Source organism: Actinophytocola sp., from assembly GCF_035634895.1.
In the GTDB taxonomy this organism is placed as follows: domain Bacteria; phylum Actinomycetota; class Actinomycetes; order Mycobacteriales; family Pseudonocardiaceae; genus Actinophytocola.
Map to the genome: position 1 here is coordinate 14,237 of NZ_DASQCC010000108.1, position 14,870 is coordinate 29,106.

13 protein-coding genes and 1 tRNA gene are annotated in these 14,870 nt (G+C 67.1%); 10 read left to right on the forward strand and 4 right to left on the reverse strand.

Going from position 1 to position 14,870, the window contains the following annotated elements:
- Window positions 1–27 precede the first annotated feature (27 nt).
- The 3 genes from VET29_RS15520 to VET29_RS15530 all read left to right on the forward strand — a co-directional run bounded on the left by VET29_RS15520 (window position 28) and on the right by VET29_RS15530 (window position 4,975).
- Window positions 28–936, forward strand: a complete 909-nt coding sequence (locus VET29_RS15520) for an asparaginase domain-containing protein (RefSeq protein ID WP_324920579.1) — start codon at window positions 28–30, stop codon at window positions 934–936.
- A gap of 122 nt (window positions 937–1,058) precedes the next feature.
- The gene (locus VET29_RS15525; protein ID WP_324920581.1) at window positions 1,059–3,281 is read left to right on the forward strand and encodes a hypothetical protein; all 2,223 of its coding nucleotides are present in this window, start codon (window positions 1,059–1,061) and stop codon (window positions 3,279–3,281) included.
- A 119-nt stretch (window positions 3,282–3,400) separates the two neighbouring features.
- Entirely contained in the window at window positions 3,401–4,975 is a 1,575-nt protein-coding gene (locus VET29_RS15530; RefSeq protein ID WP_324920584.1) for an exo-alpha-sialidase, read from the forward strand.
- A 28-nt stretch (window positions 4,976–5,003) separates the two neighbouring features.
- On the opposite strand, the gene VET29_RS15535 is transcribed toward VET29_RS15530, so the two are convergent.
- Complete coding sequence (locus VET29_RS15535; RefSeq protein ID WP_324920586.1) at window positions 5,004–5,411, reverse strand: DUF4304 domain-containing protein; 408 nt, start codon at window positions 5,409–5,411, stop codon at window positions 5,004–5,006.
- Window positions 5,412–5,594: 183 nt separating this feature from the next.
- Between VET29_RS15535 and VET29_RS15540 the strand changes: the two genes are divergently transcribed.
- The 3 genes from VET29_RS15540 to VET29_RS15550 all read left to right on the forward strand — a co-directional run bounded on the left by VET29_RS15540 (window position 5,595) and on the right by VET29_RS15550 (window position 8,689).
- On the forward strand, window positions 5,595–6,305 hold the full coding sequence (locus tag VET29_RS15540) for a response regulator transcription factor (RefSeq protein WP_324920588.1): 711 nt from the start codon (window positions 5,595–5,597) through the stop codon (window positions 6,303–6,305).
- Window positions 6,306–6,444: 139 nt separating this feature from the next.
- Window positions 6,445–8,274: an acyl-CoA dehydrogenase gene (locus tag VET29_RS15545; protein WP_324920590.1), complete on the forward strand. Its 1,830-nt coding sequence runs from the start codon at window positions 6,445–6,447 to the stop codon at window positions 8,272–8,274.
- Window positions 8,275–8,410: 136 nt separating this feature from the next.
- On the forward strand, window positions 8,411–8,689 hold the full coding sequence (locus tag VET29_RS15550) for a GlsB/YeaQ/YmgE family stress response membrane protein (protein WP_324920592.1): 279 nt from the start codon (window positions 8,411–8,413) through the stop codon (window positions 8,687–8,689).
- 65 nt (window positions 8,690–8,754) lie between these two features.
- On the opposite strand, the gene VET29_RS15555 is transcribed toward VET29_RS15550, so the two are convergent.
- Together VET29_RS15555 and VET29_RS15560 are read right to left on the reverse strand one after the other, a co-directional pair.
- Window positions 8,755–10,563, reverse strand: coding sequence for a VanW family protein (locus VET29_RS15555; protein ID WP_414636504.1), 1,809 nt, complete (start codon window positions 10,561–10,563; stop codon window positions 8,755–8,757).
- A 13-nt stretch (window positions 10,564–10,576) separates the two neighbouring features.
- A complete protein-coding gene (locus VET29_RS15560) occupies window positions 10,577–10,870 on the reverse strand; it encodes a co-chaperone GroES (protein WP_324920604.1) in 294 nt (97 codons plus the stop codon).
- Between the two features lie 387 nt (window positions 10,871–11,257).
- Here VET29_RS15560 and VET29_RS15565 point away from each other — a divergent pair, with 387 nt between their 5' ends.
- The 4 genes from VET29_RS15565 to VET29_RS15580 all read left to right on the forward strand — a co-directional run bounded on the left by VET29_RS15565 (window position 11,258) and on the right by VET29_RS15580 (window position 14,601).
- Complete coding sequence (locus tag VET29_RS15565; protein ID WP_324920594.1) at window positions 11,258–12,217, forward strand: hypothetical protein; 960 nt, start codon at window positions 11,258–11,260, stop codon at window positions 12,215–12,217.
- A complete protein-coding gene (locus VET29_RS15570) occupies window positions 12,214–13,293 on the forward strand; it encodes a hypothetical protein (protein WP_324920596.1) in 1,080 nt (359 codons plus the stop codon). Before VET29_RS15565 ends, VET29_RS15570 begins: the two co-directional genes overlap by 4 nt.
- 605 nt (window positions 13,294–13,898) lie before the next feature.
- The gene (locus VET29_RS15575) at window positions 13,899–14,165 is read left to right on the forward strand and encodes a hypothetical protein (RefSeq protein ID WP_324920598.1); all 267 of its coding nucleotides are present in this window, start codon (window positions 13,899–13,901) and stop codon (window positions 14,163–14,165) included.
- A 118-nt stretch (window positions 14,166–14,283) separates the two neighbouring features.
- Window positions 14,284–14,601 carry a tyrosine-type recombinase/integrase gene (locus VET29_RS15580; RefSeq protein WP_324920600.1) on the forward strand — a complete coding sequence of 106 codons (318 nt, stop codon included), beginning with the start codon at window positions 14,284–14,286 and terminating at the stop codon, window positions 14,599–14,601.
- 129 nt (window positions 14,602–14,730) lie between these two features.
- Here the strand turns inward: VET29_RS15580 and VET29_RS15585 are convergent.
- Window positions 14,731–14,801 (reverse strand) — tRNA-Gly (locus VET29_RS15585).
- Window positions 14,802–14,870: the final 69 nt, after the last annotated feature.

Consider the following 14,870-nt stretch of genomic DNA (forward strand, 5'->3'; position numbering starts at 1 on the left):
CACCCGAGACGGGTGGATAGTCATGTGGTGACCCTCCTGCTGATCGCGACCGGCGACCTCATCGCCCACCGTGCCGCCGGCGTCGCCACCGGACGTGAGCTGCTGGAGCTCGCCGGTCCGCCGCCGGAACGGGTGGTCGTCGAGGACTTCCTCGCCGAGCCGTCCTGGGACACGTCGGTGTCGACCCAGCTCGCGCTGGCCCGGCGTGTCCGCAAGGCGCTCGCGGAGGACGAGTTCACCGGCGTCGTGGTCACCCACGGCGTGGACACGCTGGAGGAGACCGCGTTCCTGGCCGACCTGATGGCCGGCCCGGCACGCGGCGGCATCGTGTTCACCGGTGCGCTGCGCCCACTGCACCACGCCGCCCCCGACGGCCCGGCCAACCTCGCCGCGTCACTGGCCGCCGCCGCGGACCCGGCGCTGCGTGGCGCCGGCGCGGTGGTCTGCTTCGGCGACGAGCTGCACGCCGCCCGCTGGGCCACCCTCACGAACGCGGGCTTCGCGTCGACCCCGCACCCGCTGCTCGGTCGCGTCGTCGACGGCAGGCCCCGGCTCACGTCCACGCCGCCGTTCCGGCCGCCCCATCCCGGCGGCGAGCCGGAGGCGGACGTCGCGCTGCTCAAGACCTACCCGGAGATGCCCGCCTCGCTGCTCACCATGGTGACCGACCTCGGCGCCCAGGGCGTGGTGCTGGAGGGCACCGGCGAGGGCAACGTCCCGGTCGAGCTGTTCGGCACGATCATGGGGCTGATCCAGATGGACATCCCGGTGGTCGTCGCGTCCCGCGCCAACACCACCGAGATCGGCATGGCCGAGAGCATGGGGGCGATCAGCGCCGCGGGCCTGTCCGCCCAGAAGGCCCGCATCGCCCTGATGGCCGCACTGAGCAAGGGCGGTGGCGTCGCGGCCGCCGCCGGCTACTTCGCGGGCCTCTGAGGGACCGGTCCCGCCGGGCGCGTGCGATGCTGATCAGCACGACGTGAGCTGGCGGGAACCGGGTGTGCACGTGTGACGTCGCAGTGTCTGGCCTTTCTTCTGTTCGGTGCGAGGGGCTTTCGATGACCGATGAACCGCCTGGACGCAGGCTGGACCCGTTCGACCCGCAGCCGCCCGAGTGGGCGCGAGCGCGGGCCGACGAGGTCGTGCGCCAGATCTTCGCCTTCGAGCCGGGGTCGGGTGGCTGGGGTCCGGCCGGTGGCTGGGGCCGGCGCCGGGCCGCCACGCCCCCGGTGCTCCGGTTCTGGGACAAGCACATCGTCGGCGTGCTCGACCTGCGGGCCGTGGAGTTCCCGCACCTGCTGGAGTTCGTCCGCTGCCGGTTCGAGGAGCCGCCGGACCTGCGCCAGGCCAAGCTCGCCGGGTGCGAGTTCGACTCGTGCTGGCTGTCCGGCATCGAGGGCCGGAACCTCTACAGCGACAACGACCTCCGCCTCGTCGGCGGCACCAGGGTGGAAGGCCGCGTCGACCTCACCGACGCCGAGGTCAGCGGCTCGCTGGAGCTCACCCGCGCCCGGTTGACCAACGTCGGCGGGTACGCCCTGCACGCCGACCGGCTCCAGCTGGCGGGGGCGCTCCTCGCCGCCAACATCGAGGTACGCGGCCAGGTCCGGATCCCCGGCCTGCGCACCGGCGGCAACGTCAACCTCTCCGGCGCGCTGCTGGACAACCCGGAGGGGTACGCGCTGGACGGGAACGGCCTGCACGTCGGCGGCAACCTCCAGTGTGTCTCGACGAGCGAGCGCCGGTTCCGGTCGACGGGCCGCCTCTACCTGCCCAGCGCGCGGATCGACAGCGACTTCTCGCTGCGCGGCGCGCTGCTGGAGCCCGCGCACGACGACTACAACGACGGTGGCAACCAGCGGTTCTTCGACCAGCGTGCCACGTTGATCGCCGATCGCATGCAGGTGTCCGGCAACGTCGTCCTGGACCAGGACTTCGTCAGCACCGGCACGCTGCGGATCGTCAACGCCCGCATCGGCGGCTCGCTGCGCCTGTCCGGCGCGACCGTCGACCTGTCCGGCGGGCAGGAGCCGTTCGAGGAACAGACCGGGAAGAACCTGCCGGGGCCCTACGCCTACCGCGCGCTGCACCTCGACGGCACCGAGGTCGGCGGCGGCATCGACGCCAGGCGGACCCGGATCGCCGGGCAGGTCCGGCTCGTCGACGTCAACGCGCGCGGCAGCGTGGTGCTCGACGGCTCGATCCTGTCCAACCGCAACGGGGACGTGGTCGAGGGCAGGCGGTTCGCCACCGGCGGCAACCTCGACGCCCGTGACATGGTCGTGTTCGGCTCGGTCCTGCTGCCAGAGGCCAGCATCGGCGCCAACTGCGACTGGCGGTCCAGCCGGCTGGTCAACCCCGGCCGGTACCGCCGGGACAAGTCCCAGAAGCCGTCGGTGGACCTGCGCGTCGCCCAGATCGGCCGGGACCTCGTGTGCGCGCGGGGCGACCTGCCGTTCTCCGCGTACGGCGAGATCCGGGTCCGGCGTGCCGAGATCGGCCGCCAGACCAACTTCCAGGGCGCAGAGCTGGGCTCGCGGCTGTCCCAGACCGCGATCAACGCGTACGGGCTGATCACCCAGGAGCTGCGGGTCGACGTGGCCGCCGCGCCACGCGGGCACGTCAACCTGCGGCACGCCCGCTGCGCGACCCTGGCCGACAACGACGCGTTCTGGGACGCGACCGGCCACATCTCCCTGCACGACTTCCGGTACGACGCACTGGCCGAGCCGATCGAGCTGGACGACGACGAGCAGGTCAGGCACCGGCTCAAGCTGCTGCGCAACGCCATGGGCGACATCTACCGGCCGGGACCGTACGACCAGTTCGCCACCATGCTCCGCAACAGCGGCAACGAGGAGCACGCGTCGACCGTGCTGATCGACAAGCAGCGATGGCGGTACGCCGCGCTGGCCGACGGCTACCGGTTCCTCGGCCTGCCCCTGCTGCTGTGGAGCTGGCTGCAGCGCTGGATCGTCGGTTACGGGTACCGGCCCATGCGTGCCCTGCTGTGGCTGCTCGCGTTGCTGGTCGCCGGGTCGGTGTGGTTCTCGGCCCAGCCGACGCCGGTCGAGGTCAACAAGGACGACCATCTCGTGTGGAACCCGGTGCTGTTCACGATCGACCAGCTGGTCCCGATCGTCGACTTCGGCCACAAGAACCGCTGGCACTTCGACGGCGCGTCACAGTGGATCACGGCCGGCCTGATCGCGGCGGGCTGGATCCTGGCGACCACCGTGGCAGCCGGCATCACCCGAATGCTGCGTCGCTCGTCCACGTAGGACCACCCTGGCGGGTTCTCTGGTGGAGGAATTCACTCTCTATTACGTTGCATCACCCGTTCGGGCGGTGCTGTGATGATCTTTCTGGTTACATGGAGTCAGGTAGCTGGGGAGGTTTCATGGGATCGGTACGTGCCAGCGGGTTTCGCCCGGTCGGGGTGGACGGGGCGTACGCCGCGTTCCCCAGCGTCTGCCGGTTCCCGAGCGGACAGCTGCGGCTGGTGTGGCGGCAGGGGTCGGACCACGTCAACGCCCGTGACGGCCGCGTCCACACCTCCACGTCCGCCGACAACGGGCGGACCTGGAGCACCGCGACCGTCGCGGTGACCGAATCCGCCGGCGTCGACCTCCGGGACCCGTGCGTCTCGACCGACGGGGGCACTACCTGGCTCACCTACTTCAAGGCCACGTCGGCTCTCGCGGCGGCCGGCTGCTTCCTCCGCGTCTCCACCGACGACGGCGTCACCTGGGGCAGCGAGATCCGCGTCGACGCTCAGCCCTACGCCGCGATCAGCGCGCCCGTCGTCCGGGTCGGCGCCAACCTGCTGACCACCTTCTACGGCAAGGCGAACGGCGACACCTTCGACTCCAGCTGGCTCGCCACCTCCGCGGACGGCGGCACCACGTGGACCACCACCCGGATCGCCAACGGGCAGACGGACGGGCGGCACTACCAGGAGCCCTGGCTCGTCGCCAGGGGTACCGAGGTCTGGATGTTCTTCCGCTACGGCACCAACTCCGCGATCGGCTCGTCGATCTCCACCAACAGCGGCGCCACCTGGTCCACGCCGGCCCAGCTCTTCGACGACGCCACCGGGCGGCCCGCCGCGGTCTGGCTCAGCACCGGCACCATGGCGATCGTCACGCGCCGGATCTCCGACAAGCAGGCCATCGTGCGCAGCCGGAACACCGGCGCCGCGCAGACCGCCTGGCTCCCGCCGCGCCCCACGATGGTCCAGCCCGCCTCGGGGCCGATCGGCATGCTGTACGCGCATCCACTGGAGGTCCCCGGCGGCGTGATCTGCCCGCTCGGCATCGAGACGAGCACCTCCGTGTCGAGGATCCACGTCGGCTGGCTGGCCGACGACGGTGGCGTCTCCCCGCTCGGCGACCTCATCCCGGACGACCGGACCGCGGTGGTCACCAGCGCCGACCAGCTGCTGTTCACCGAGGGGTTCTCGCAGGCCAACGGCGCCCTGCGGTCGCCGTGGGTGGTCGGCGCCGGCGGAATCCAGGCCAGCACCGGCAATGCCGTCTCGACCACCGCCGACAACTCACCCGATCTCGCCTGGGTCGACGTCGCCAGCGCGGACGTGGAGCTGGAGGGCGAGTTCTGGTACGCGGGCCAGGCCGGGTTCGGTCTCATCGCCCGGGTCGTCAGCGCCAACACCTACCTGCTGCTCACGCTGGAGAACAGCGGCTCGGCGCTGCGCCTATACAAGGTCGTCTCCGGCACGGCCACGCAGCTGGACGTGAACACCACCGCCGCCGTTCGGGAGCAGACCTGGGGGCGGCTGCGGTTGACCGTCCGCGGCAACCTGGCCCAGGGCTTCCTCAACGGATGGCCGATGGTCGGCACCGAGCTGGGCGGCACGGACGCGACCACGTTCGCCGGTCAGCCCAGGCACGGCATCAAGCTGAACCCCAACGGCACCGGCGTCCACCGCTGCCGCAGGTTCCTGGCCAGGAACTGAAGACTCCACCGCCCCGGCCAGGCCGGCGCTAGTCCATGTGCTCCCGCATCGCGGGGAGCGCGTGCTGACGCACGGTCATCAGAACCTCGCGCGCCAGGGCCTGGAACGGGCGACCGACCTCGAGTTCCCACCACAGCTCACCGATGGGGAAGCCACCCACCTCCACCACCGAGCCGATCGGCGCCTGCCATCCCATCCACTGGGCCTTCGCCGCCTCGCTCGCGGGGTAGTACGGCCGGACCCGCAGCTGCTCGGCCCACTCGTCGCGCGACATCACGCCCAGGTGCAGGGTGAACCGGACCGCGCGGGCCGTGAACGACCGGGACTGCTCGACCGCGACCTCGCCCCAGTGCCGCGGGCCCTCGATCCGGAAGCGTCGGCCGACGCCGAAGAACCCGAGCGCGCGTAAGCCCGGGGCCAGGTTGGTGTCGACCATGAACCTGAACCAGTCTTGGGAGTTGCGCTCGATCTCGGATTCCACAGTGCCACTAAGAGTAGCCCTGTAACCCCATGGAGTGCTAAGAGTTCGTTATCCCGAACCGATGTCCGACAAGCGCGTCACAACGTGCCGGTGGCGTCGTCCCAGTCCCGGACAAGTGCCAGCCCCTGGAGGGACGGGATGCCACCTAACACCAACCGAGGCGCGGCGACCGGCGCCGCTGGCGTCGCGCTCATCGACGGCGTCCCGCTCGTCCGTGAGGGCCTCGCCGCGATCGTCCACCGCACGCCGGGACTGCGTTGGATCGGCGCCGCCGAGAACCCCGCGGTCGGCATGCGGCTGTGTGAGCGGCTGCGGCCGGACGTCGTCGTGGTGGACGCCGGGCTCGACCCGCGTGGACAGCTGGCGCGGATGCTGTCCGCGTCCCACGGTGTCGTCCTGATGGTCGACGACGCGCATCTGTCCAGCCAGTACGTCGCGAGCGCGATGACCGGCGGCGTGCGCGGGGTCATCCGGCGCGCCGCCCAGCCCGGTCACCTCGTCCAGGCCATCCAGGCGGTGTACGCCGGCGGCCGTTACCTGGACGCCACGCTGGCCGCCGACCTCGGCGCGTCCGTCGTCCGGCCGCGCCGGCCGGTCAACCTGCGGCAGCCGCTGTCGCAGCGTGAGCACGAGGTGCTGCGCCTGATCGCCGACGGGCTGGAGAACCAGACGATCGCCAACCTGCTGTTCGTGTCCGTCGAGACGATCCGGACCCACGTCAAGAACATCCTGCGCAAGCTCGCCTCACGGGACCGCACGCACGCGGTCGCGATGGCGTACCGGTCCGGCGTGCTGACCGTCGAGGACGACGCCATGGCCCGTTCGAGGGCTCCCGAACGGTCGACGTGAGGGGATGCACACCCCCGGCTGAGCTGCGGTAAGCCACCTGCTCGACCGGTCTCCTTGCCGCGCTCTACTCGCAGGTAATAGTCTGATGTTACCGACCGGTAGCGTTCGCGGAACCGCGAAGAGCCAGGGGAGCCAGGAGATGGGCCACTACAAGAGCAACGTTCGTGACCTCGAGTTCAACCTCTTCGAGGTGTTCAACGTCCAGGAGCGGCTCGGTAAGGGCGTCCTCGCGGAGTCCGACGAGGACACCGCGCGCGGTGTGCTCGCCGAGCTGAACCGGCTCGCGACGGGCCCGCTCGCGGAGTCGTTCGTGGACGCGGACCGCAACCCGCCGACCTACGACCCGAAGACGTTCTCCGCGACGCTGCCCGAGTCGTTCAAGAAGGCCTACCACCTGATGTGGGACGGCGACTGGTGGCGCGTCGGCCTCCGTGACGACCTCGGCGGCCTCGGCCTGCCCCCGACCGTCCAGTGGTCCGCGGCCGAGCTGATGCTGGGCGCCAACCCGCCGCTGTTCATGTACATGGCCGGCCCGAACATGGCGCAGGTCCTGCACCGCAACGGCACGGACGAGCAGAAGCGCTGGGGCGAGCTCATGATCGAGCGCGGCTGGGGCGCCACGATGGTGCTGACCGAGCCCGACGCGGGCTCCGACGTGGGCGCGGGCCGTACGAAGGCCGTCCGGCAGGAGGACGGCTCCTGGCACATCGACGGAGTCAAGCGGTTCATCACCTCGGGTGAGCACGACCTGACCGAGAACATCATCCACCTGGTGCTGGCGCGGCCGGAGGGACACGGCCCGGGCACCAAGGGCCTGTCGCTGTTCGTGGTGCCGAAGTTCCTGTTCGACGGCCAGACCGGCGAGCTGGGCGAGCGCAACGGCGCCTTCGTGACGAACATCGAGCACAAGATGGGCATCAAGGCGTCCACGACGTGCGAGCTGTCGCTCGGCCAGCACGGCACGCCCGCGAAGGGCTGGCTGGTCGGCGAGGTGCACAACGGCATCGCGCAGATGTTCCAGGTCATCGAGTACGCCCGGATGATGGTCGGCACCAAGGCCATCGCGACGCTGTCCACGGGTTACCTGAACGCGCTGGAGTACGCCAAGGACCGCGTGCAGGGCGCGGACCTGACGCAGATGCTGGACAAGGCCGCGCCGCGGGTGACGATCACCGCCCACCCGGACGTGCGCCGCAGCCTGATGTTGCAGAAGGCGTACGCGGAGGGCCTGCGGGCCGTGTACCTGTACACGGCGACGTTCCAGGACCAGGTGTGGACCGGCGAGGGCGGCGAGGAGACGCAGAAGCTGGCGGAGCGGGTGAACGACCTGCTGCTGCCGATCGTCAAGGGCGTGGGGTCGGAGCGGGCGTACGAGCAGCTCGCGCAGTCCCTGCAGACCCTGGGCGGCTCCGGCTTCCTGCAGGACTACCCGATCGAGCAGTACATCCGCGACTCGAAGATCGACTCCCTGTACGAGGGCACGACCGCGATCCAGTCGATGGACTTCTTCTTCCGCAAGATCGTCCGCGACAAGGGCGCGGCCCTGACCCACGTGGCCGGCGAGATCACGAGGTTCATCGAGTCGGAGGCCGGCAACGGCCGGCTGAAGGAGTCCCGGCTCCTGCTCAAGCAGGCTCTTGAGGACGTGCAGGGCATGCTGGGCGCGATGATCGGCTACCTGACGGCGTCGCAGAACGAGGCGGCGAGCGTGTACAAGGTCGGGCAGCACAGCGTGCGCCTGCTGATGGCGGTCGGTGACCTGTTGATCGGCTGGCTGCTCCAGCGCCAGGCCGAGATCGCGCTGGCCCGCCTCGACGAGGGCGCGACCAAGGACAAGGCGTTCTACGAGGGCAAGGTCGCCGTGGCGACGTTCTTCGCCCGCAACGTGCTGCCCGAGCTGTCGGCCGGGCGGAAGATCGTCGAGTCGGCGGACAACTCCCTGATGGACGTGCCCGAGTCGGCGTTCTGACTCTTTGTCGACGATGGCCGCGGCGACGCCCGCGGCCATCGTCATGTTCCGACTCGATCACGCTTGCGTCTCGAGGTGTGACACCGGCTGATGGGTGGTACTGCTGAGCCACCAACGTTTCAGCTTAGGAGCGGTTATGTGGTCAGTCGGCGCAATCATCGGCCTGCTCATTGCCGGTATCGTTCTGGGCATACTGGGCAAGCTCGTCGCCCCCGGTAGGCAGAACATCCCGTTCTGGTTGACGATCATCGCCGGCATCGTCGGAGCCCTGGTCGGCAACCTGATCGCCGGCGCGTTCGGCGTGAAGGACACCGACGGAATCGACTGGTGGCGGCACATCTTCCAGATCATCGTCGCAGCGGTCGCGGTCGCACTCGCCGCCTCGCTGTACGGCAGGTCCCGTTCGCGAATCTAGCCAGTACAGAAAGTGACCTCCGGGCGTCTTGACGCCCGGAGGTCACTTTCTGTACTTGTCGGGAATCAGCCGGGCGGCGCGCACACGATCTTCGGCTGCGGGTTGTACTTCACCTTCCGCGTGGTCCGGCTGACCTCACGGCCACTCCCGACCTCCCGGATGATCCGGGTGTCGGAGGCCGTGAACCCGGGCGCCCCGTTGGTGGCGTGACAGTTCTCCGCCGGCCCCGGCTTCTCCTGCTGCGGGGTCTGGTTCGTCCGTTCCCCGGGAACCGACGTGACCTCGTACTTCTTCGTCCCCCACAGCTTCACCGTGATCGACGACGAGGTCCAGATCGTCTGGATGGCGACCCCGGTGTCCGAGGTGTTGGTGAACTTCAGGTCGATCACGCTGCTGCCGTCGTGGTTCTGGAACACCGTGGCCTCACGCGCGGCCGGGTAGCGGCTGATGTAGTAGCTGTGCTCCTTGTGCCCGGCGTCCTTCATGGCCCCGAAGTAGGCCGCGTTGTACAGGGTCGTCGCGAACTGCGAGATGCCCCCGCCGACCTCGCGGGCGGGCGCGCCGTTCTCGATCACGCCGGCCTCGACGTAGCCCTGCGCCTTGGTGCGCGGACCGGTGTAACCGTTGAGGCTGAACGTCTCACCCGGTGCCACGATCGCGCCGTTGACCTCGGCGGCGACGGTGCGGATGTTGACACCGGAGTCCTGGGCGAAGCCACCGGTGGTGAACTCGCTGATGACCTCCTTGATGCCGAGCTTGTTGGCGGCGTCGGTGGTCACCTTCGCGGGCTTGGGTGCGTACTCCGCCTTGAGCTCCCGGCCGTCGGGCTTCTTCAGCGTGTCCATCAGCGGGGTCAGGGTCTTGGGCCAGTCGACGCCCTTGCCGTCCACGGAAGGCTCGACCTTGGGGGCGCCACCGGAGAAGACGATCTGCGCGTCCTTGCCCTCGATCTCGGTGGACGCGAGCTGCGGCCCGACGGCGCCGACCAGCTTGTTCTGGTCGATGGTGGCGGTCAGACCACCGCCGGCGGCCGGCTGGAAGACGAGGGAGCCGGCGATGACCGCGGGCTCGATGGTGGCGTCCTTGCCCTCGCCGTGCACGACCACCGGACCGGCGACGGCCGGCTTGGCGAGCTGGTCGACCGCGGCACGCACCCCGGCGGCCGTCGTCTTGACCTTGGTGATGTCGACGGGCAGCTTGACCGGCCGACCCCCGGCCCACCCGTCGAGCAGTGCCTTCTCCGCACCCGGCACGTCAAGCTTCTGCCCCGGCTTCGGATCGACGGCGACCGGTGTGACGCCCTCGAAGCGGATGGTGCCCTCCGCGGGCGCCCGGTCGATCTTGGGCTGAAGTTCCTTGATCGCCGCGTCGAGCTTCTTGTCGTCCGTGGTCGTGGCCACCCCGACCTCACGCGTGCTGAAGAGCGAGGTCAGCCGCGTGATGGGGTTGAGCGGCTGGTCACCGGCCTGCTCGAGCGTGGCCGCCCAGTCGATGGCGAGCCCGGCGTCGGCGGGTTCGACCGCGGCGTCGACGTCCCCGGCACGCACCTTGACCGGCTCCGTGAGCCGAGACTCGAGCCGATCCCGAAGAATCCGCTCGGCGTCACCGTGTGACTCTCCACCGACCGCGACACCGGCCACGGTGACTCCACGAGGGACCTCACCGCTGCTGAGCAGCAGGTCAACGCCGTAAACGATGACGAGCGCACCCAACACCGAGCCACCGATGAGCCCGACCCGCCGCAGGCGCTTCCGCTTGGCCGCGGGGTCGGTCTCGGGCCGGATCCGCTCGGTCGGCTCGTCCATGGGGGAACGGGTGATCGGGGTGAGCACGTCCGTCTGCTCGGCGTGCGACTCCGGCCATCTGTGCTCCACGCTTCGCCTTCCCCTAGAGATATAAACCTGTGCCGTGCTCGATCCGCTCACTGGCGATGGCGTGCAGGTCACGCTCACGCATGACCAGGTAGGTACGCCCCTGAATCTCGACCTCGAGCTGGTCCTCGGGGTTGAACAGCACCCGATCGCCGACCTTCACGTTCCGAACGTTGGTGCCGACCCCCAACACGTCCCCCCACGCCAACCGCCGAGCCATCTGCGCGGTAGCCGGGATGACGATCCCACCGGTGCTACGCCGTTCCCCCTCCTCGGGAGTGAGCTGCACCAGGACCCTGTCGTGCAGCATCTGAATCTCGAGTTTGAGTTCTGGCACCGCCGAATGGTAACCGCCGCCCCCCAGCCGACTGCCTCCACCGCCACCTCGAAACCGACCCAGCGCCTGTCCGGTACCCGCCCTGGGCTCTTCGCACCTGGCGTCGACAGGGCGCAACGACATCGGAGCCTCTTGTCCGCACCGGGAGATCTGCCAAGGCTGGAGCTATGTCGGGGTGACGCGGAGGCACAGTGTTGCGCTGTGACCACACAATGGTCACAGCGGGTACTCACCCAATGACGAGTAAGGACGAGTGATGGTGGAGGACTCGCCGCCGGGGGTTGACTGTCAGCTACCCGATCAGACGGCGATCCACTGATACGGTCCGATGCGCTCATCTGTCTGTGATGGGGGATGTTGGTGGAAGATCGCCTGTTGCCGGTGAATGGGCTGCTTGGCTTGGTGACTCCTCATGATGTCAACCAACCGCTCTTGCGAGACCGTGGCTATGACCTGGCGGGACTTGAAGTCCCAGTCACCGTGGGTGCGGGCAAGGTCGTTACCGATGCGCTGTTGTTCAATCGTGAGCGGTCGGTTCTGCTGGCATGCGAGGCCAAGTCGGGTGCCAACGTGGAGCCCGCACAGGCCGCGAAGTATCGGGAACTAGATGCCGAGGCGGTCGTTCTAGCAGGCAATATCACCCTGAGTAGTCCAGTACGTCCGTCTGTGTTCCCTGTCTATGCGTGCCAGTGTGAGCACATCGCTCGCATCAGGCGAGGCCTGGATGAAGTGGAGCTTGGCTGCCCAATAGTTGGCGTCTGCCCTGACCACATCCTTTTCGACCTCCCTGAGAACACACCCGAGGTGTTACGTGAGGCCTTCCCAACTTCGTCGTTGCCGCTTGGGGGTCCTCCGCCGCGCCTGATCGAGTTCGACCAGGACTCCTCCGCGACTGCGCTCACTCCAGCTGTCCGTGCTCAACTGGTGCGGGCACTCGCGTTGCGTCGTCAGCAGGTGAGTGTGATGTGGCTGGCTGAAGAGGTTGCGCCGTATCTGACGTTCTACGCGCGGGCGGCTCGACAGAAGCTCGTGAAGACCGTCGGCGAGGCGGCGAGGATGATCGCGCAGGGTGATACCTCGACGTTCGAGTATCAGGGCCCAACGTCAAACGACGGCGGTTTCGGGTTCGTTCGACTCCTGAAGACTCCGGAGGACAACGATCCTCGGGGGCGAACGCAGGCATACCAAGCGCTTGCTCGCAGTAGTCAGGGTAGACGGCGGCGGACACGTCAGCATGATCCTGATCAACTAGACCTGTTGCAGGAGCTTGCTCAGGCGGATGATGAGGACGGGACGGAAGAAGGCGAGGTGACGTCGTGACGACCAGAGCCGACATGGGTCGCAGCCTTGCCCTTGACCCCACCGCGCCCACCAAGACGTTCGTCGTGGAAGCGCATGCGGATCAACCGCATGCATTACTTGAAGACATCGTAGGTTCAAAGAACGTTGAACCTACGAGTGATGCTTTCCTTTATAGGGCAATGCTTCCTGAAGGTGTTCTTTGGGTTGACCAGTTGGATGAGAGGTTCTGGTCAGTTCATACGGATCTTCAGACTCAGGTAGTGAGAGCCTTCCTCAAGAAGGAAGTAGATCAACGACGAGAGCTCGACTGGATGTGGTTACCGTCAGCTCATCTACGAAATCTTTCGCCGAACGCAATTTCAAGAAGAGTTCATACTGTGTTCGACGGTAGTGGGTTTCTTGACGGAGAATCGCCTGCGCGGGGCTTACGTGTGCAGCTCTCTGGAAAAGGTGCGGCGGGCCTGCTCGATCATATCTCAAATATTGACGAGTATCGTTCGTCGGTTTCGTTCGATCGCGTTCAGGCGTCTCTGGCGGATTCAGATCTCGGTCAGATCGAAGAAGGCGTCAATCGTATGGGTCATTTCCTTGTGACCGGCGACTCCTTCGAATTTCACGCCCAATTCGTTAGATACGTGGTTCAGCGGTACAGGCGGCTCGTCGGACTCTGTGAGGACCGAGCTTTGTCCTACAAGCCTTACACGACCGGCTCGGCAGGTGACGACGGAACTGGGGGTGGCGTGTGGGGTGGGCCTATAGTTATTAGATTCAGTCGTAGGGTCAATGACCTCGATGCATTTATGGGTACACTGTTCTCTTCCCGCGCCCCCTATCGACTATGGGGTGCACCCGAGATAAAGTCAGATTACGCTGAAGTTCATGCGGTTGATTTGCATGTGGCCAACGGAATTCGGCTTGACGTTGGTCGCGATTGGTTGCGCATATACCTCGATGAGGGGTCCTGCGGAAACACGGTTGCCCGTCTTGTCAGCAACCTGCAGCACACTTTTGACGGTGCATTGAGTTTCGTCGATCCGGAGCTGCAGGGTGCGCTTGAGGCGAAGGATCCGTCTCTTCTGGGCGTGTATAACTAGCGTTATAGGTGCACGGCCCGAATTTGGTCAAATTCTAGTCGCCGTCGCCGAGTCTGCCTATCAACCCAGCGCGTGAAGTGGACCAGGGCTGGCTGACCTCGGACTGGCCGACGTGCACTTCCACGACCTCGCGGCACGCGGGAGACATCTGGGCGTCCAAGGCCGGATGTCGACCAAGGGCGACGAGGAAGGTCCAGGGGGGCCATGCCGGGCGCGTAAGTGCTGGGAAGTCGCTGGTGAAGCGATCCGATGGGTGCTGCATCGCGTAACCGATGTTGTCCGTGGTTGACCTGTGTCTACAGCACATGTATCGCATGAGAAGAGACGGCGGAGTTCGAAGGTTGGTAGCGGCCAAGCCGACCCTCCACCTTGCCGCGATGGGATGGCGCCGATGGGCTACGCTCTGTCCAGCGTTGGTCTTCAGCGTCGGACAGAGCAACTCTCGAATTGACGACCGCGCCTGGGATTTGTTCCCGGCGGCTTGGGGTTGGGTTGCTCGCCCCGGGTCTGGCGTGCGCACAGTGAAGACCTGGCGTAGCAGGCTGAGTACTCAGCCCATGCAGCACGCGGCGAGCACACCAAGGCCGTGACGATCCGGGGTCGCCGTGGCCTGGACGGGTTTCGTCGTGTGGGGCGTCTTCACCATCAATCCGTGGCTTGTGCCCGTCTGCCTCTCCCTTCTACTCGGCACTGTTGTATGGCTGCATGAGCGCACGCTCAGTCGGGCTAAGCCGGGTGACGATGCCCAGGTCCGCTTCCTTGGCGTGATACGCATCGTGCTCAGGCGTGGTACTGGCAGGCAGGATCCGTCTTTGGGCCTGCCGGATGAAGATGTGTCCAACCAGCCCGAGGCTGGCCATGAGCAGGAATAGCGCCCCGCTTGATCTCGGCTTTGCGTCAATTCCGGGGGAAGCAGCTGGTTAGCGGCTGAGATAGGAAGGAACGACGACAGAGGCTGGGACGGCTGGTGAGGCGGAAGAGTCTCCGGTCATGGCTACGACGTTCGCTGACCTTGAGGCTCGGGAGCGCGGTGTCCACTTCCATGACCTGCGGCACTCCGGTAACACGTGGGCGGCACAGGCCGGCACGTCCACCAAGGACCTGATGGTGCGGATTGGCCACGACGACATGCGCGCCGCGATCATCTACCAGCACCCCAGCACCCCAGCACCCCAGCACCGAGGCAGACCAGGCCATCGCAGACCGGCTCTCGGCACGTGTCGACAAACACCGGGGGAAGACAGCCAAGGACAAAAGGGGAAGCGGCGCAAGAAGCGCCAGCAACATGACAACACCGACGCCGCGTAACCAGCGCATCTCGGCTGGTCAGAGAGGGTCGCTACAGCACGCAGACAGCACGCCAGGGTAGTTCGATCATGAAACACGAAAGCCCCGGATCCACAGTAGACATCCTGTAACCTGGGGGTTTGCGTCTTGAGCGGATGACGGGAATCGAACCCGCGTTCTCAGCTTGGGAAGCTGATGTTCTACCATTGAACTACATCCGCAGAGCGCTGGTGAGCTTACATGGTGGGGGCTCGCTAGGGTGAGCGGGTGTTGTTGAGCGACGGTGACCT